The organism is Microbacterium sp. NPDC057944 (assembly GCF_042887445.1).
In the GTDB taxonomy this organism is placed as follows: domain Bacteria; phylum Actinomycetota; class Actinomycetes; order Actinomycetales; family Microbacteriaceae; genus Microbacterium; species Microbacterium natoriense.
On record NZ_JBHVPJ010000001.1, the window covers coordinates 786,151 to 801,939 of the forward strand.

Below are 15,789 nucleotides of genomic sequence, written 5' to 3' on the forward strand. Positions count from 1 at the left end.
TGCACACGCAACTATCCCGCGCAAGCAACTACTTTGGGAGGACACATGGGCATCTCCGACGACGCCGTCGAGATCCGCGCCCGCGGATGGCGCACGCTCGCCGCCCTGCACGGCATCATCGAGGCCGAGCTGGAGCGCGCGCTCGGCGCCTCCGTCGACCTCTCCGTCGTCGAGTACACCGTCCTCGACGCGCTCAGCAGGCAGGACGGCTGGCACATGCGGATGCAGCAGCTGGCGCGCGCCACCGCACTGAGCCCGAGCGCCACGACCCGCCTCGTCACCCGCCTGGAAGACCGGGGGCTGCTGACCCGCATCCTCTGCGCAGACGACCGCCGCGGCATCTACACCGAGCTCACCGCGGCCGGTCAGTCGCTCTACGAGAAGGCGCACCCCATCCACGACGAGGCCTTGGAGCGCACGCTCGGCGAGGCCGCGGATCAGCCCGAGCTGGCCCCCGTCGTGCACGCGCTGCAGGGGAGCGTCGCGCTCGCCTGACCGACGTTCCGCCCGTCAGCTGGAGTAGGGAGAGTACGGCGACCCCGGCGCACCGCGCGAGGCCAGGTCGGTGTCGACTCCGATCTGGATGCCGTCGCGATCGGCATCGACCGTCGGAGTGATGAATCCTCCGCCGAGCGTGTCGAGGTCTGACCGACCGATCTGATACAGGTCGAACTCCGATCCGTTGCTGCTGGCGTCGACCCAGTCCGGCTTGTCATCGCCGTCGGTGTTGCGCAGCGCGGCGAACTCCGGGCGGAGGACGCCGGAATCGGGTGACGTCTCGAGATCGTCGAGCAGCCCGTTGGCGCCGAATGAGAACGTCGGGTCGAAGACGCCGTCGTGATCCGCGTCGAAGAGGTCGATCTGCGCCCGCGTGAACGCCCGACCCTCCATGAGATCCAGGATGCCGTCGTTCTCCGAGTCGAGATCGAGGTAGGTCGACACCCCGTCTCCCAGCACCGGGATGATGAGGAGATCGCCGTCGACGTCGTCGTCTTCGAATCTGCCGTTGCTGTCGAGGTCCTCCTCGGCGTCGAGGACGCCGTCGTTGTCGGAGTCCAGATCGCACGCGTCGACGACGCCGTCACCGTCGCTGTCGCCCGTGGACGACTTGTCGTTGACCGCGAAGCATCCGCCCGCCACCGCGCTGAGGGTTCCGGTCGCCTGATTGTTGTCGGTCGGCGTCTCGCCGCCGCCCGTGCCCGCCGTCACGATCGCCCGCACCGTCAGCGGAACTCCGGCGCCCGCGCCCGTCGGGGTCACCGTGAACGCGATCGACAGCGAGGATCCCGGCGCGAGCACGACATCGGCCACGACGGTCCACGGCACACCGGGAGCGCCGCCGCCCGTGATCGAGAAGGAGCCGTTCTGCACGTCGTAGGTGACCCCGTCGACCACGACCTCGGTGGCCGATGCGTCGAGCTCGACGGCGAATCCGGTCGCGTCGAGGAACTCGACGGAGAACTCGATCGGGCCGCTGGTGGCGACCGGCCCGGCGTTCGACACGGAGACCACCACCGGGGTCGATGATGCGATCGGCTCCGCCGGGGTGATCACCGTGGGAGCCAGATCCGGATGCTGGACATTCGGCGCCGACGGCGAAGGGCTCGGAGATGCAGAGGGCAGGACACACGCCGCCGAGGCCGAGGGCGCCGGCGTCGCGACGACGCCGAGCGCGACCGCTCCGAGCACCGCGAGCACGCCGACGGCGAGGAGCCCTCGACGTCGCGCGCGGGAGCGGAGGAACAGCAGCGCGCCGGCGACGACCAGCACGACGGCGACGGCGATCAGGGGTGCGGATCCCTCGCCGCCGGTGGCGGCGAGTACGCAGTCCTTCGGGTCCATGTGCTGCTCCTCGATTCAGAGAACGTGCGACGTCCTCGCGGGAGGCCCCCGTCGTGCGCGATTCTACGGATACCCTAGGCCCATGAGCGCGCCTCGCACCGCACGAAGATTCCTCGGCCGACGGACCCCGGCGGTCATCGCCATGTCTGCGATCGTCGCACTGACCCTCTCCGCCTGCTCGTTCGGCGGAGACGACGGCGGCGGCACGAACGGCGAAGGCCAGGGCTTCCCCGACGACGGGTGCACCCACGTCACCATCGCGACCTCCTCCGAGAAGGTCAATATGCTCGACGCGCTCGCGACGGCGTTCAAGGACTCGCCCGAGCACAAGAAGCTCGGCACGTGCGCGACGGTCCGCCCGATCAACGTCTCGTCCGGCAACGCCGCGCGCTATCTCACCTCGGGAGACGACTGGCCGAGCGACGACCACGACCTGTGGCCCACGCTGTGGTCGCCGGCATCCACGGTGTGGACCGACCGCGTCGCCGCGGCCGCCTCCGCCAACCTCGTCGGCGACCCGAAGTCCTTCACGCGCACGCCCGTCGTGTTCGGCATGCCGGAGCCGATGGCCAAGGCGCTCGGCTGGCCGAACACGCCCATCAGCATCACCGACCTGTCGAAGCTCTGCCAGGATCCGGACGGCTGGGGCAGCGTCGGCAAGGACATCTGGGGCGCCTTCAAGATCTCCAAGACCAACCCGAACACCTCGACCACGGGGCTCTCGACGATCCTGATGCAGTCGTACGAGGCGTCCGGCAAGTCCGCCGACCTGACGTCCGCCGACGTGGATGCTGCGGCCGACTTCTCGCGCGTGTTCGAGGAGTGCGTGATCCACTACGGCGACACCACCGGCAACGTGCTGTCGACCCTCTATGACGAGACGCAGAACGGCTCCAACGGATCCGCCTATGTCTCGGCCGTCGCCCTCGAGGAGACGTCGCTGCTCAACTACAACCAGGGCAACCCCGACTCGCACACGGTGCAGCCCGGTGAGACCCTGGTCCCGCCGAAGACCAAGCTCGTCGCGGTCTACCCGGCCGGGGGCTCGATGTGGTCGGACAACCCGGTGACCGTGCTCGGCGCGGACTGGGTGACTCCGGAGCAGCGCACCGCGGGCGAGGCGTTCGCGGCGTTCCTGCAGACCACGGAGGCTCAGAAGATCCTGCCGACGTACGGCTTCCGCCCGCTCGACGAGTCGGTGCCGCTGGGCAAGCTCTTCACCGCCAACTACGGCGTCGACCCCGACCAGCCCGCGGTGACCCTCCCCAAGCCCGACGTCGACGTGATCTCCACCGCCATCGATCAGTGGACTCAGGTACGCAAGCCCTCGTCCGTCCTGGAGCTCATCGACATCTCGGGCTCGATGGACGATCCGATCGGCGACGGCCGCTCGCGGCTCGACGGCGCCATCCAGGGCGCGCAGACCACCCTCGACCACTTCCGTCCGACCGACGAGGTCGGCGTGTGGGCGTTCACGACCGGGGTCTCATCGGATGCCGGTGATGACATACAGGTGCTGCGCGACGTGATGGCTCTCGGTTCCGACGGCGAGAAGCTCGACTCCTCACTGGATGACCTGCACTACGCCCAGCGCAACGGCACCCCGCTGTACGACGCGATCCTCACGGCGTACGAGGCGATGAGCAAGCGCGCAGAACCCGGTCGCATCAACGCGATCGTCGTGCTCTCCGACGGCGAGGACACCGACTCCACCACGTCGCTCGACTCCCTGATCGCGAAGATCGGGAAGAGCACGAAGGAGGGCGGATCCGACGCTCCGGTTCGTATATTCCCGATCGCGTATGGAGAGGGCGCCGACACCTCTGCTCTGCAGCGGATCGCGGATGCCACGGGCGGACAGCTCTTCGACGCGTCGAACGCCGAGCGCATCGACCTCGTGTTCGCGTCCGTCATCAACAACTTCTGAGGTCGAGATGCACCAGCTCAGTGCGACCGGCAACCCCTGGCTCGACCCCGCGATCGATGCCATCGGATCGACGAACGTGTACGTCGACCACCAGGTGAAGGGCTGGCAGAGCCTGCAGGAGGAGCTCTCCGGTTCGGTGCCGTCGAACGTCGTGGTCGTGGTTCTCCCGGATGCAGCGCGCGAGAACATTCCGTATGACTCATACATCGTGGACAAGCTGTCGGACGCTGCGTCGCAGCCGACGGTGATCGTCGCGGTCGGCAAGGACCTCGCCGCGAAGTCCTCGGTCGTGGACGATGCGCTGAAGATCGCCAACGAGAACGATGCCAAAGCGGCCACCGACCTCAAGGGCGGCTTGCTCGAGACCGTGCAGGAGATCTCCGCAGAGATCCCGGCCGGAGGGGGCTCCCCCGGCACAGGCGGCGCCGACGTCCTCATGCCGGTCGTCATCGGGGGCGTCGTGCTGATCGCCGCCGCGGGGACGGCCATCGGGCTCCTCGCCCGCCGGCGGCGCCGCGCACCCGCATCGCCTCCGGTGAACACGGACCCCGTGCCCGCCGGCATCCGGCTGCGGGTGAGCCGCCTGCGCGAGCTCGCTCCTTCGTATGCGGCGGTCCCCGGCAATCCGGTCGCAGCGGAGACGGCTGCGAGCATCGACGCCCTCGCCTCGCACATCGAGCAGCTGTTCGCCCGCCTCGACGCCAAGGCCGGTGAGGACCAGAGCGCGATGGCGGAGGCCGAGTACTCCGACAAGCTCGCGCGACTGGTCGCTGCACTCGACCGGGACTACCTGCTCGACCTGCTCACCCGTCCCGATCTGTGGGACGACCCGGAGGAGCGCATCGGGGAGGTCCGCGAGGCGCTGAACGCCGTCACCACGCAGATCGTCGACAACATCAAGCAGGTCAACGCCCGCAAGGGTCTGCTCTTCCAGGTGTCGCTGGACTCGCTGATCGGCCGCAGCGAGCTGCGCGACTGGGAGCGTCAGTTCAAGCAGAGCTCTGGCGACTGACCTGCAAGAATGTGTCGGCGAGATCGTTCGAGCGACCTCGCCGATCCCGGACATGCAACGAGAGAGGACGGGCATGGACCTCAGTGCCGTCGCCGACGACCCCACCTTCTTCGCCATCGTGGGCGGTCACCTGCTGGTGCTCGTCCTCGCCGTGCTCTTCACGGTGCTGCGCAAGTACTCCGTCGGCGGCTTCTTCGCCTGGATCGCGACGGTCGTCTCGCTGCTCTTCGGGGTCTTCTGGTTCCTCGTGCTCGGCGGAGGCCGCGGCAACTCGCGGGCGAACGAGTCGGTGCAGTTCGCTCTCGACCCGCAGGGCGGCCTCTGGGTCACGCTGTACATCGTCGCCGCTCTGGTCATCGCCTACGTGCTGACCTGGATCTGCAAGAGGGGCAAGGCGCGCTCGTACGCGTCGACGGGCCCGTTGCCGCGACGCGACACGACGGACACCCCCGCCGCGGGCTGAGTCAGCGCCGCGACCGGCGAGAGCCGATCAGCGTCGCGATGCCGAGGACGGCGCAGAGCGGACGGTAGTACCGCTTGTCGAGCTCCCGGAACCGCTTGTCGGCGGGAGGAAGACCGAGCGCCTTCAGGGCGACCTCGCCTCCGACGATGGCGCGCGCGAGCAGAGCCGTCGCGATCAGCCGACGCACGACGACCGCCATGCGCCCCTCGCCCAGCGCTCCGGCCGAGACGGCACCGCCGGCGAGCGCGGCGCCTGCGACGACAGCCGTCGCGGCGGCATCCGGCATCGCGGCCGCGTTGCCGACGGTGGCGGAGGCGAGCCGTCTGCGGTTCTTCGCCGGCCAGCTCGATCCCGACGCCCAGATGAGATGCAGACCGCCGACCGCCGTCAATCCGGTCCAGCTCACGAGTCGTGCGGCACCCCTGATAACGCTCACCCGTCGAGCGTATCGCCGGGGGTGCTCAGAGGGCGGACGGACCGTTCCCTGACGGCTCCCACCGCGACGGCGAGGATGCCGAGAGCACCGGCCGCGACGAGGAGCGCCCACCCGTGGAGCAGTCGCTCCACGCCCGCGCCCACGACGGCGCCGGCGGCGAGGGAGCCCCACAGCAGGAGAGGCCGTCGCCATGCGGTCCGTGAACGCCCCGTGATCAGGTCGGCGAGTGCTACGCCGAGGCTGACGAGGGTGCCCGTGGCGTAGGTGATGGCGATGCGTGCACGGCCCTCCGACAGATACAGCGTGTTCAGCGCGCCCATGGCGGCGGCGAGCAGCGCGAACCTCCAGAAGGCGTCGGGCTGCAGGAGACCCACGATGCCGCAGATCGCCACGGCGCCCGCCGCCCCCGCGATCACGCGCCACCGCCTCGTGCGGACCGGTCCTCGTGACAGAGCTCCCGCCGCGACCCCGATGATGAACGCCGCGACGAGCCCGAGCGGCAGCAGTGCACTCGCTGCACCCTGCGCCCACAGCTCGGCGCCGGCCTGGGTCGAGTTGCCGCTCATGAATGAGACGAACAGCCCGCCGGTCTCGATGAAGCCGATCGCGTCGATGTACCCCGCGATGAGTCCGAGCAGCAGCGTGAGCGCCAGGCCGCGCCGCGAGACATCCTTCACCGACCGTCCCTCCGCCCTGCTGACCTCCTCATAGTGCTCACGATCATCGGTCGAGAGCAAGCCGGGCGGCCGAGTGCAGCAGAAGGAGGCCTCGGTCAGAGCCGCGGCGCCCCTCCCGCACCGAGCGTCCGCAGGACGTGCACGGCGATCTCGAACTGACCACCGGCGCTGGGGTGCACGCCGTCGTCGAGGAGGGCGATCGGCTGCTCGGCATCCGCCGGGTCGATCACCGGGTCGGATGCGGCGACGTCCGCGATCGCGCGGGCGGTGTCGCTCCTGTCGTGCTCGGTCCAGTGGATCCCCGCCCCGCCGAAGTACGGGTAGCGGGCGATCGCGTCCTCATCGACCGGGACGGGCGCCAGCCACACCCGCGGCGTTCCCGCAGCGGCATCGCGGATCAACGCGAGGTTGCGTCGGGTCTCCTCGGCGCTGACCAGGCGAGCAGCGTGGGAGCCTCCCGTGCGGCGGGCGTCGTTGGCGCCGATCATGCAGAACACGATCGACGGGTCCACCCGGCGGAGCATGCCGAGGCCGCCGAGGAGCTGGGTCGTCGTCGAGCCCGACACCGCGAGGTTCACGAAGCGGAGACCGAGATCGGGGCGCTCGGCGCCGAACAGTGCCCCGATCAGCTCGAACCACGACTCGCGGTCGGCCGTCGTGCTCTCGCCGATCGCGACGACGGTCTGCCCCGCGGCGAACGGAGGGTCGGCGAGGATCTCCCGCACGTCATCCCGCTGCGCGAGGCGCTGGACCGCAGCGTCGCGCCGCTGGGCGAGCTCCCCGACCGCCGTGTCGTACTCGTCGAGGGTCGCGCCGAAGACGGCGGCTCTGGTGGCGGCATCCATCCCGCCCGCATAGGGGAGGGACAGCTCGGGGCGCTCGAAGCGGACGAGCTTCGCGAGCACGGCGGCGCGGGAGGTGTGAGTCTGTGTCATGAATCATTCATAGCACAGAACTAATTACGGCGCTCATCCACCGGCCGCTCTGCCGGGGTGCCATCATGTGTCGATGGGAACCATCGACGACTACCTCGCGACCCTCGCCGACGCCGACAGGTCGGCGATCGCCCGGGTCTACCGCATCGCGACGGATGCCGTGCCCGACGCCGAGCAGGGCAGCGGATACCGGATGCCCGCGCTGCTGCTCGACGGCAAGGCGCTGCTCTCGGTGATGCGCACGAAGACCCACCTGGGCGTGTATCCCTTCAGCGCGGATGCCGTGGCCGCCGTGCGACCGCGACTGGACGGCTTCGACGTCAGCACCGGCACGATCCGCTTCACGCTCGAGCATCCTCTCCCCGACGACGTCGTTCGCGACCTCGTGCTGTTCCGACGCGATCAGATCATCCGACGCTGAATCCGACGGTCGAGATCGTCGAGCTCGGCGAGCAGATCCGCAGCGCCCCATACCCTGTCACGCTTGCGTCCCGTGATCTCTCGGATGACACCTGCCTCGGCGAGGCGATCGATCGCGGCGTATGCCTGCGCGGTCTTGGCGCCGGAGAGCCGCTCGATCTCGGCCGCGTTCAGGACCGGGTTGTCGAAGAACGCCAGCAAGAGTGTCGCAGCAGCAGACCCTCTTCGCGGCCTCACCCCGGCGCTCCACTCCTCCGGGAACGACTGGATCCTCTCGACAGATGCCGCCGTCTCTATGGCAGCCGCGTGCGCCGACCGGACGAACAGAGCGATGAGAGGCGCCGGATCTCCGCTGCGATACTCCCCGAGTGCGGCGAAATAGTCACCCTGCCTGGCAAGGATTCCTGAGGCCATGGGGATCACTCCGTTGCGAATAGCCCCTCGCCGCCGCAATGATGCCGAGACCAGCGCTCTCCCGATGCGTCCGTTCCCGTCAGTGAACGGGTGGATCGACTCGAACTGTGCATGGGCGATCGACGCCTGCACGAGGACCGGGACATCGTCGCGATTCAGATAAGCGAGAAGGTCGTCGAGCAGCGCGGAGACTCTCTCCGGCGCGGGCGGGATGTGCAGTGCGTCTCTGGGCGAGTGATCGGAACCGCCGACCCAGTTCTGCATGTCGCGAACTCGTCCGGCGTACCTCGCCTCGAGAGGATCATCCTGCATCAGCGAGTGGTGAGCATCGAGGAGGTCACCACTCTCGAAGACACCGCGCTCGCCCACCGCCGTCACCATCTGATGCAGCGCTCTGCTCGCTGCGACCATGCTCACGGCGGACGAGTTGCCCCGGTTTCCGGCGATGGCTCGTGCGAAATCCTCAGCGCTGGCAGTGATCCTCTCGATCTTGGACGACGCAACGGACTCTGTGCGGATCAGGAACCTGCTCAGGGCGGATGAACGTCTGGATGCTCCCGCGTCCGCTTGCGCGACGGCGAGGAGGGCCTCTTCCGAGGCCGTGATGATCTCGAGTGCCGGCTCGTAGTCGACGTCAGCGATGAGCGGAGGGACGGTGGCGTCCACGGTCTGCAGCATCCGGTCCTCGCGAGTCCCCCCTCGCATCTGCTGCCGCCACGGCAGGGTCTCGACGCCATGGGGTGGCCACCCACCGTCCGGAAAGAGGATCACGTCAGAATTGTCCGCTCACTACTCCGGTTTTGCAAGTGAAAACCGGAATAGTGATCCCGCTATTCCGGTTTATATGCAGTCTCGCGCTCGACACCGCCAGCTCTCCCCGACGATGTCGTGCGCGACCTCGTGCTGTTCCGACGCGATCAGATCATCCGACGCTGAATCCGGCGGTCGAGTCGAGCCGTCAGTGCCGCGGCGCCGCGTCGTGGGCCAGCGCCAGGTGCACGTCGACCCGCAGACCCTCACCAGGCGTGTTGACGAGAGACACCCGGCCTGAGGCGTTCGCCGCGATCCCAGCCACGATCGAGAGGCCGAGACCCGCCCCGCCTCGGGTGCGGGCGTCGCTCTGCCGGGCGAAGCGGTCGAGGGCAGACGGAGCGAACCCCGCATCCATGCCGCCGCCGTCGTCGGACACCGAGAGGACGACCCCGCCGCCGTCGTCCGAGAGGACCAGTTCGATGGCCCCTTCGCGCCCGATCGCGTTCACGGCGTTTCCGATGAGGTTGTCGCACAGGCGCCCGAAGTCCTCGACGCTCACCGCGACGAGCGCCGTGGGGCGCGCGGTCTCGTCCGCGTAGTCGACGCGGATGGCGCGGTCGGCCACCCGGAGGCGCCAGCGATCAGCGGCATCCGCCATCTCCTCCGCCAGGCGATCGACGCTCGCACTGCCCGCCGTCTGCTGCGCATCGATGCGGGAGAGCTCCAGAAGCGAGGTCGCGAGAGACGTGAGCCTCGCCACCGTCTGCTGCGCGGCGGCGACGTCGCGCCTCATGTCCTCCAGGCTCGTCGCCTCGCGCTGCGCGAGCTCCAGTCTCGTCTGGATGATCGCCAGCGGGGTGCGGAACTCGTGACTCGCGTCGGACACGATCTGCCGCTCCCGCTCGGCCGACGATCGCAGCTGCACGACCAGTTCGTTCAGCGTCTCGGCGAGCTCAGCGATCTCGTCTCTCGCGGGCCCGACGGGCAGCAGGTCGGCGCCGGGTTCGGCGATGAGCGCCGCCGCGCTGCGCCTCAGACGGGAGACCGGGCTGAGTGCCGCGGAGCCGATCAGCCAGGATGCCGCTCCGAAGGCGATGTTGATGACGGCGATGCTGGCGATGAGCAGCGCGGCCACCTCGTTCAGCACCTGCGCATTGCTGTCCGTCGCGGTGATGACGTGCCACTCGCCGGCCCCGGCGGTCACGGTGGTCGCGCGCACGACGTAGCTGCCGACGGTCGTGTGGCCATCCGGCCCTGCCGCGAACTCCTCCGCTCGACCGGAGAGCCCGTCGGGCAGGGTGTCGACTCCGACCGCCCCGGACGGGTCGATGACGGCGACGAACTGACCGGGCCCCGGGAGATCCATCTCCTCCGTGTCGCCCGTGGTGATGGCGGTGACGTACTGGCCCTCGACGCCCTCCAGCAGACGCACCTGACCCTCGCCGACGATCCGTGCGACCTGGGAGTAGACGATGATCCCGGCGACGACGGAGATGAGGATCGCGATCAGCAGACTGCCGCCGGTGATCCGGACGCGGATCGTCAGCCGTGAGAGGTTCACGTCTCACCCGCGATCAGCTGGAACCCGACGCCGCGCGCCGTCGCGATGCGCACGGGCGCACCGACCGCATCGAGCTTGCGGCGGATGTAGCTGACGTACTGATCGACGATGTTGGGATCGATGTAGTCGGTCGATCCCCAGATCGAGTCGAGGATCGCGGCCCGCGGCATCACCGCCCCGACGTTCGCGGCGAGCAGTCGGAGGAGGTCGAACTCGGTCCGGCTCAGGCTCAGCTCTCCCTGCTCCGTCGAGATCCGATGCCTCGTCATGTCGATGTGCAGGCCGCCGACCTCCATCCGGGTCGCCCCGATCGCGTCGCGACGGCGGAGCGCCCGCAGCCGAGCGGCCAGCTCGACGAACTCGAACGGCTTGGTGAGGTAGTCGTCGGCCCCGGCATCCAGCCCCTTCACCCTGTCGTCGACCGCGTCGCGCGCGGTGAGGAGGATGATCGCCAGTCCCTCATGCTGGCGACGCAGCCAACGGCACAGCTCGAAACCCGACATGCCGGGCAGCATCACATCGAGGATCGCGATGTCGTAACCGGCATCCTTCGCGAGGGCCATCGCGTGCACCCCGTCTTCGGCGACGTCGACGACGTATCCCTCGCCGCGGAGTCCGCGGGCGATGAGATCCGCCATCTCCGGTTCGTCTTCGACCGTGAGGATGCGCAGTGCCACCAGCTCGACCTCCCTGCGGCGATCCTATGCCGCGTCGACGAGCCGGGCGTCCTCGATCAGCGCGGTCGCCTCCCGCCGCTGCCGGTTCACCGTGCTGCCGAGATAGGCCGCGACCGCGACGATGACCGCCAGGAAGACGACGCTCGTGATCGTGGTGCCCACCCCCATGCCCCCGTCGGCCGGGGCCTGCGAGAGGAGATCGCCGATGGACGCGCCGAGCGGGCGGGTGAGGATGTACGCGGCCCAGAAGCAGAACACCACGTTGGCCTTGAACGCGAACCGCGCGATCGCGATGACGCCGATCAGGGCGCTGAACAGGATCGTCCCGAACAGGTAGCCGAGCCCCAGCCCCTCGGAGATGAGGTCGCCGGCGGCGGTGCCCAGCGCGAAGGTGAAGAGGATCGCGATCCAGTAGAAGGCCTCGCGGCGACGCGTGAAGATCGTGTGGATCGACAGCGTGTGCTCGCGGGCGAACCAGATGCCGAAGGTGATCCCGAGCACGAGGGTGAAGATGAGAGTGCTGACCCACAGCTCGACACCGAGGACATCGGTGAGGTTGTCGGTGAGCAGCGTGCCGACGATGCTGATCAGCACGACGACCGTCCAGTACACGCCGGAGTTGTAGCGCTTCGTGGCGAACTGGGCGATCAACGCCGCGACGAGCAGCGCGCCCATCACGGCCGTCGTGAGGCTGAGCCCCCACCCGAGATCGGCGTTGAGGTAGTCGGCGAAGGTCTCGCCTGTCGTGGTCGAGAGGATCTTGATCACCCAGAAGGCGAACGTGACCTCCGGCACCCTGTTGAACAGGATGGTGCGGACGTGCTCGGGGAGTGGATTCGTCATGGCCACAGACTCTCGGCGGATCCTTGACGTTCACCCCCTTGGAGAACACCGCGGGGTGAGCGTTCTTTCAGAGAAGGTGCGGACCTCGGTGATCCTGAGAGCATTTTCACGCGCTGACGGCCGATACCGGGATCGCTCGGATGTCGGGGGGCCAGTGTGAGGGGATGCTCCGCACCACAGATAACCCGCCGTCACCGACGCGGGCGACCTCCATCCGCAACCTCGGACTGCTGGGTCTGCTCGGCATCGCCGGGGTGCTCGCGCTGGGGATCGTCATCCGCAGCTCCGGCAACGGCCCATCTCCGCTCGACTCCTGGTGGCACGACCTCCAACGAGGCTGGCGGACGGATGCCGGGATCCGCGTCGCCGAGGCATTCGATCTCATCGGCGGCGTCGGCATCGTGATCGGGGTCACCGTCGTGCTCATCACCGCCCTCCTGATCGCCCGGCGGTTCCGCAGCGCGATCACTCTCGCGGTCGCGATGGCGGTCTCCGAGACCGTCACCGCAGCGATCAAGGTCGTGATCGCGCGTCCCCGCCCCGCGGACTCGCTCTCCGATGTCGACGTCACCTCGTTCCCCTCCGGGCACACCGCCGCGGCGGCCACGCTCGCCGTGACGCTCGCCCTCCTGATCGGACATCGGTTCTGGGCGCCCGCGATCACCTGGATCGTGCTGATGGCATGGAGCCGCACGTTCCTCGAGGCGCACTGGCTCAGCGACGTCATCGCCGGCGGGATCCTCGGCGCCTCGGTCGCCCTGCTCGCGCGATGGCTGGTGGTGACCGCGGAGGGCCGACTGCAGAAACGAAGAGAGGCACGCCTCCTTCCCGTCCACTGACACGGCTGGGTCGGAGAGCTCCGACCCAGCCGTGTCGGAGCTCTCCGCGCACGACGTCAGTCGTCGGCCGTCTCGCCGTCGTTCGTGCCGTCTTCGACACCCTGGTCGTCGGCCGTCTCGCCGTCGTTCGTGCCGTCTTCGACACCCTGGTCGTCGGCCGTCTCACCGTCGTTCGTCGCGACCTGTGTGGTGCCCCCGCTCGGTGACGGAGTCGACGCCTGCGCAAGAGCGGGCACGCCCACTCCGAGTGCTGCGGCGAGCGCGAGCACCGCGAGCCCTCCGCCGACGGTCATCTTGAGCTTCTTCTTCTCCATGTCCTGTTTCCTTTCACGTGGGGACTTCGGTCTCGCCGACGTTACGGAGGTCCGCGTGAGATGAGCGTGAGAGCGGAAGGCGCACTCGCACGTTCGTTCCCACGTCGGGCACCGACGTCAGGGACACACGCCCGCCCAGGGAGGTGACGATCTCTCTGACGATCGACAGGCCCAATCCGCTGCCCTCGCCCGCGCGCGAGGGATCCGCTTGCCAGAACCGGTCGAAAGCCCGACGCACCTGCGCGCGCGTCATGCCCTTCCCTGCATCCCGGACCACGACCTCGCCCCACCCGCCGGCAGCGCGAATGCGCACGTCGACATCCGTATCCGAGTACTTCTCCGCGTTGACCAGAAGGTTCAGCAGGACCCGCTCGACGGTCGACGGCAGACCCGCGACCACCACGCGGCGCTGTTGCGTCACCACGACTCGGTCAGGAGCCGCAAGAAGTCCTCGCACCCGGTGAAGCGCATCTCCCAGCTCAACGACGGCATCAGCCGTGCGATCATGACCGCCGTCTGCGGCGAGGATCAGATCGTCGGCGATGGACGCCAGCGAGTGCGCGGCCTCCAGCGCGGTCGCACACGCCTCCCGGTACTCGCTCACCGTCCGCGGTCGAGTGAGGATCAGCTCAAGCTGTCCCTGGATGGCGGTCAGGGGTGTGCGCAGTTCATGGGACGCGTCGTCGACGAAGCGTCGTTGCGCAGCCAGTGTCGATGCCACGGGCCGCATCGCGAGACCCGCGAGTAGCCAGCTCGTGAACGGCGCCACCACACACAGTCCGCTGAAAGCGACGATCAGAGCCGTCCGGAGCGTGGCGAAACCCGCCTCAGCCGTAGATGTCCCTCCCCCGTCTGCGACGCCGTCGAAATCGAACGCCGTGATCGCGAAGGCGTACACGCCCCAGGCGAACAGGGCGAAGGTGAGCAGCTGAACGGTGGTGAAGCCGATGGTGAGCCGCCATCGGGCCCTTCTGACGATCATCAGACGTCGCTCGGAACGCAGTAGCCTGCGCCACGGTGCGTGACGATCGGGTCGGGCGCGCCCTGCACCGCGAGCTTGCGACGCAGATACCGGATGTAGGTGGGCACCACGTTGCTGTAGCCCTCGTAGTTGCGGTCCCACGCGTGATCGATGAGCTCGCCGGTCGACACGATCGCGTCGGGGCGCCGCATCAGATACTCCAGGACCGAGAACTCCTTGGGGGTGAGGGGGATCGTGCGCCCGAGCCGCTCCACCGAATGCCGACTGGGGTCGAGGATCAGCGAGCCCACGCGCACCTGCGGGGGAAGCGCCGTGGGGGCGCGTCGCAGGAGCGCGCGGACCCGCGCGAGGAGCTCGTCGACGTGGAACGGCTTGACCAGGTAGTCGTCCGCACCCGCATCGAGGCATTCGACGATCGTCGCTCGAGCGGCGATCGCCGTGAGCATGAGGATCGGCACCTCTGTGGAGAGCGATCGGATGCTGCGGCACAACTCGACCCCGCCCCCGGCCAACCCGGGCAGCCGCACGTCGAGGATCGCCGCATCCACCGGTTCAAGTTCGAACGCGATGAGGCCGGCCGCGCCATCCGACTCGAGGTCGACTGCGTAGCCGGCCTCGCGCAGCAGCTGTACGACCGTACGACCGACGCGTTCGTCATCTTCCACGACCAGGATCCTCATCGCCACCTCCGTGTCGATGATCGCGGGTCTCTCTGGACACATCGCGGTCAGCCGGGCCCCGATCTCTGAGAGTCCCTTCAGTGTCGTCGGACCGATCGGCTCCGACGACGACCGCCGCTACTCGACTCCGGCGATCAGCTCCCGCAGCGCGGCGACATGCGCGCTCAGCGCCTTCCGCCCCTCCGTCGTGAGGGAGATCCAGGTGGTGCGGCGACTGTCGAGGACAGCCTTGCGGCTCTTCACGTACCTCTCGGCGGCGAGCGCGCTGATGTGCTTGGAGAGCACGGAGTCGCTCACGTCCAGGTGGTCCCGCAGCGTCACGAACTCGATCTCGCTCACGCCGGTGAGCATGGTCGTCAGCTTCAGTCGGATCGGCGACTGCAGCGCCGGGTTCAGCTCGACCATCAGTGGTTGAGGAAGAGGAGGGCGATGCCGCACGCTGCGAGGACGCCGAGGACGAGAAGGAACGCGACGGATTCGCCGCGGGCGTGCTCTGCGGGGTCGGCGCGGTACATGCGCACCCAGCGCGCCCCGCTGAGCGCGAAGCCGACGCCCCCGGCGAGCGCGCACACCGGCACCAGCCACCAGACTCCGGCGAATCCTGCCCACATCGCTCCGGCCAGCGCCAGGAGGTACGACATCGTCGCCTCGGTGGCCGTGCCTCCGACGACCCTGCTGGCGAAGCCGCCGACGGTCACGCCGTTCACCCGGCGGAAGCGGCGGAGCTGCAGGAGCGCGACGGCCACGTAGAGCAGCGCTCCGGCGATCGTGAACCAGTAGCCCCTGCTCGTCCACACCACGGCGGTCGAGGCGATCTGCACGGCGATCGCCGAACCGAGGGCGAGGAGGAGGAACGGGGGGAGCACGAGGCGGTTCGCCAACGCGGTGCGGGATGCCTCGGCATCCGCCAGCTGTCCGAGGGCCTGTTCCGGCGTCGGGTCGTCGCTTTTGCTTTCCATATTGGAAAGTATGCTCCGAACTTTCCATATCGTCAAGTAGTGGGCGCCCTCCCCC

The 15,789-nt window shown here is 68.7% G+C and carries 19 protein-coding genes; 6 read left to right on the plus strand and 13 right to left on the minus strand.

Going from position 1 to position 15,789, the window contains the following annotated elements:
* Positions 1-45: 45 nt before the first annotated feature.
* Entirely contained in the window at positions 46-495 is a 450-nt protein-coding gene (locus ACFVRO_RS03495) for a MarR family winged helix-turn-helix transcriptional regulator (RefSeq protein ID WP_223585430.1), read from the plus strand.
* 15 nt (positions 496-510) lie between these two features.
* Here the strand turns inward: ACFVRO_RS03495 and ACFVRO_RS03500 are convergent, their stop codons facing one another.
* Complete coding sequence (locus ACFVRO_RS03500; RefSeq protein ID WP_386949302.1) at positions 511-1,842, minus strand: thrombospondin type 3 repeat-containing protein; 1,332 nt, start codon at positions 1,840-1,842, stop codon at positions 511-513.
* An 82-nt stretch (positions 1,843-1,924) separates the two neighbouring features.
* On the opposite strand from ACFVRO_RS03500, the gene ACFVRO_RS03505 reads away from it, so the two are divergent.
* From ACFVRO_RS03505 to ACFVRO_RS03515, 3 genes are all read left to right on the plus strand, one after another.
* Complete coding sequence (locus ACFVRO_RS03505) at positions 1,925-3,769, plus strand: substrate-binding domain-containing protein (protein WP_386949305.1); 1,845 nt, start codon at positions 1,925-1,927, stop codon at positions 3,767-3,769.
* Positions 3,770-3,776: 7 nt separating this feature from the next.
* Positions 3,777-4,781, plus strand: coding sequence for a hypothetical protein (locus ACFVRO_RS03510; protein WP_386949308.1), 1,005 nt, complete (start codon positions 3,777-3,779; stop codon positions 4,779-4,781).
* 73 nt (positions 4,782-4,854) lie between these two features.
* Positions 4,855-5,244, plus strand: a complete 390-nt coding sequence (locus ACFVRO_RS03515) for a hypothetical protein (protein WP_386949311.1) — start codon at positions 4,855-4,857, stop codon at positions 5,242-5,244.
* A gap of 1 nt (position 5,245) precedes the next feature.
* Here ACFVRO_RS03515 and ACFVRO_RS03520 read toward each other — a convergent pair whose 3' ends face one another.
* The 3 genes from ACFVRO_RS03520 to ACFVRO_RS03530 all read right to left on the minus strand — a co-directional run bounded on the left by ACFVRO_RS03520 (position 5,246) and on the right by ACFVRO_RS03530 (position 7,292).
* Positions 5,246-5,680 (minus strand): DUF3995 domain-containing protein, encoded by a 435-nt coding sequence (locus ACFVRO_RS03520; protein WP_386949313.1) that lies wholly within the window; start codon positions 5,678-5,680, stop codon positions 5,246-5,248.
* Entirely contained in the window at positions 5,677-6,357 is a 681-nt protein-coding gene (locus ACFVRO_RS03525; protein ID WP_386949315.1) for a YoaK family protein, read from the minus strand. The genes ACFVRO_RS03520 and ACFVRO_RS03525 overlap by 4 nt, the downstream gene beginning before the upstream one ends.
* 95 nt (positions 6,358-6,452) lie before the next feature.
* Entirely contained in the window at positions 6,453-7,292 is an 840-nt protein-coding gene (locus tag ACFVRO_RS03530; protein WP_386949318.1) for an SGNH/GDSL hydrolase family protein, read from the minus strand.
* Between the two features lie 73 nt (positions 7,293-7,365).
* Here ACFVRO_RS03530 and ACFVRO_RS03535 point away from each other — a divergent pair, with 73 nt between their 5' ends.
* Positions 7,366-7,713, plus strand: a complete 348-nt coding sequence (locus tag ACFVRO_RS03535) for an iron chaperone (RefSeq protein ID WP_386949321.1) — start codon at positions 7,366-7,368, stop codon at positions 7,711-7,713.
* Here the strand turns inward: ACFVRO_RS03535 and ACFVRO_RS03540 are convergent.
* From ACFVRO_RS03540 to ACFVRO_RS03555, 4 genes are all read right to left on the minus strand, one after another.
* Positions 7,695-8,897: a Fic family protein gene (locus ACFVRO_RS03540; RefSeq protein WP_386949323.1), complete on the minus strand. Its 1,203-nt coding sequence runs from the start codon at positions 8,895-8,897 to the stop codon at positions 7,695-7,697. The genes ACFVRO_RS03535 and ACFVRO_RS03540 overlap by 19 nt on opposite strands.
* Before the next feature lie 187 nt (positions 8,898-9,084).
* Positions 9,085-10,440: a sensor histidine kinase gene (locus ACFVRO_RS03545; protein WP_386949326.1), complete on the minus strand. Its 1,356-nt coding sequence runs from the start codon at positions 10,438-10,440 to the stop codon at positions 9,085-9,087.
* The gene (locus ACFVRO_RS03550) at positions 10,437-11,117 is read right to left on the minus strand and encodes a response regulator transcription factor (protein ID WP_386949328.1); all 681 of its coding nucleotides are present in this window, start codon (positions 11,115-11,117) and stop codon (positions 10,437-10,439) included. Before ACFVRO_RS03550 ends, ACFVRO_RS03545 begins: the two co-directional genes overlap by 4 nt.
* Before the next feature lie 24 nt (positions 11,118-11,141).
* Complete coding sequence (locus ACFVRO_RS03555) at positions 11,142-11,960, minus strand: hypothetical protein (RefSeq protein WP_386949331.1); 819 nt, start codon at positions 11,958-11,960, stop codon at positions 11,142-11,144.
* A 164-nt stretch (positions 11,961-12,124) separates the two neighbouring features.
* On the opposite strand from ACFVRO_RS03555, the gene ACFVRO_RS03560 reads away from it, so the two are divergent.
* Positions 12,125-12,799 carry a phosphatase PAP2 family protein gene (locus ACFVRO_RS03560; protein WP_386949334.1) on the plus strand — a complete coding sequence of 225 codons (675 nt, stop codon included), beginning with the start codon at positions 12,125-12,127 and terminating at the stop codon, positions 12,797-12,799.
* 56 nt (positions 12,800-12,855) lie between these two features.
* On the opposite strand, the gene ACFVRO_RS03565 is transcribed toward ACFVRO_RS03560, so the two are convergent.
* The 5 genes from ACFVRO_RS03565 to ACFVRO_RS03585 all read right to left on the minus strand — a co-directional run bounded on the left by ACFVRO_RS03565 (position 12,856) and on the right by ACFVRO_RS03585 (position 15,734).
* On the minus strand, positions 12,856-13,113 hold the full coding sequence (locus ACFVRO_RS03565; RefSeq protein WP_386949337.1) for a hypothetical protein: 258 nt from the start codon (positions 13,111-13,113) through the stop codon (positions 12,856-12,858).
* Positions 13,114-13,126: 13 nt separating this feature from the next.
* Positions 13,127-13,882 (minus strand): sensor histidine kinase, encoded by a 756-nt coding sequence (locus tag ACFVRO_RS03570; RefSeq protein ID WP_386949339.1) that lies wholly within the window; start codon positions 13,880-13,882, stop codon positions 13,127-13,129.
* Positions 13,883-14,094: 212 nt separating this feature from the next.
* On the minus strand, positions 14,095-14,760 hold the full coding sequence (locus tag ACFVRO_RS03575; RefSeq protein WP_386949342.1) for a response regulator transcription factor: 666 nt from the start codon (positions 14,758-14,760) through the stop codon (positions 14,095-14,097).
* Between the two features lie 132 nt (positions 14,761-14,892).
* Complete coding sequence (locus tag ACFVRO_RS03580) at positions 14,893-15,180, minus strand: transcriptional regulator (RefSeq protein ID WP_105673443.1); 288 nt, start codon at positions 15,178-15,180, stop codon at positions 14,893-14,895.
* Positions 15,180-15,734, minus strand: a complete 555-nt coding sequence (locus tag ACFVRO_RS03585) for a hypothetical protein (RefSeq protein WP_105673442.1) — start codon at positions 15,732-15,734, stop codon at positions 15,180-15,182. Before ACFVRO_RS03585 ends, ACFVRO_RS03580 begins: the two co-directional genes overlap by 1 nt.
* Between the last annotated feature and the right edge of the window lie 55 nt (positions 15,735-15,789).

Coding starts and splice junctions, on each gene's coding strand:
- ACFVRO_RS03495 (WP_223585430.1), top strand. CDS start 46: ATGGGCATCTCCGACGACGCCGTCGAGATCCGCGCCCGCGGATGGCGC.
- ACFVRO_RS03500 (WP_386949302.1), bottom strand. CDS start 1,842: ATGGACCCGAAGGACTGCGTACTCGCCGCCACCGGCGGCGAGGGATCC.
- ACFVRO_RS03505 (WP_386949305.1), top strand. CDS start 1,925: ATGAGCGCGCCTCGCACCGCACGAAGATTCCTCGGCCGACGGACCCCG.
- ACFVRO_RS03510 (WP_386949308.1), top strand. CDS start 3,777: ATGCACCAGCTCAGTGCGACCGGCAACCCCTGGCTCGACCCCGCGATC.
- ACFVRO_RS03515 (WP_386949311.1), top strand. CDS start 4,855: ATGGACCTCAGTGCCGTCGCCGACGACCCCACCTTCTTCGCCATCGTG.
- ACFVRO_RS03530 (WP_386949318.1), bottom strand. CDS start 7,292: ATGACACAGACTCACACCTCCCGCGCCGCCGTGCTCGCGAAGCTCGTC.
- ACFVRO_RS03535 (WP_386949321.1), top strand. CDS start 7,366: ATGGGAACCATCGACGACTACCTCGCGACCCTCGCCGACGCCGACAGG.
- ACFVRO_RS03555 (WP_386949331.1), bottom strand. CDS start 11,960: ATGACGAATCCACTCCCCGAGCACGTCCGCACCATCCTGTTCAACAGG.
- ACFVRO_RS03560 (WP_386949334.1), top strand. CDS start 12,125: ATGCTCCGCACCACAGATAACCCGCCGTCACCGACGCGGGCGACCTCC.
- ACFVRO_RS03565 (WP_386949337.1), bottom strand. CDS start 13,113: ATGGAGAAGAAGAAGCTCAAGATGACCGTCGGCGGAGGGCTCGCGGTG.
- ACFVRO_RS03580 (WP_105673443.1), bottom strand. CDS start 15,180: ATGGTCGAGCTGAACCCGGCGCTGCAGTCGCCGATCCGACTGAAGCTG.
- ACFVRO_RS03585 (WP_105673442.1), bottom strand. CDS start 15,734: ATGGAAAGCAAAAGCGACGACCCGACGCCGGAACAGGCCCTCGGACAG.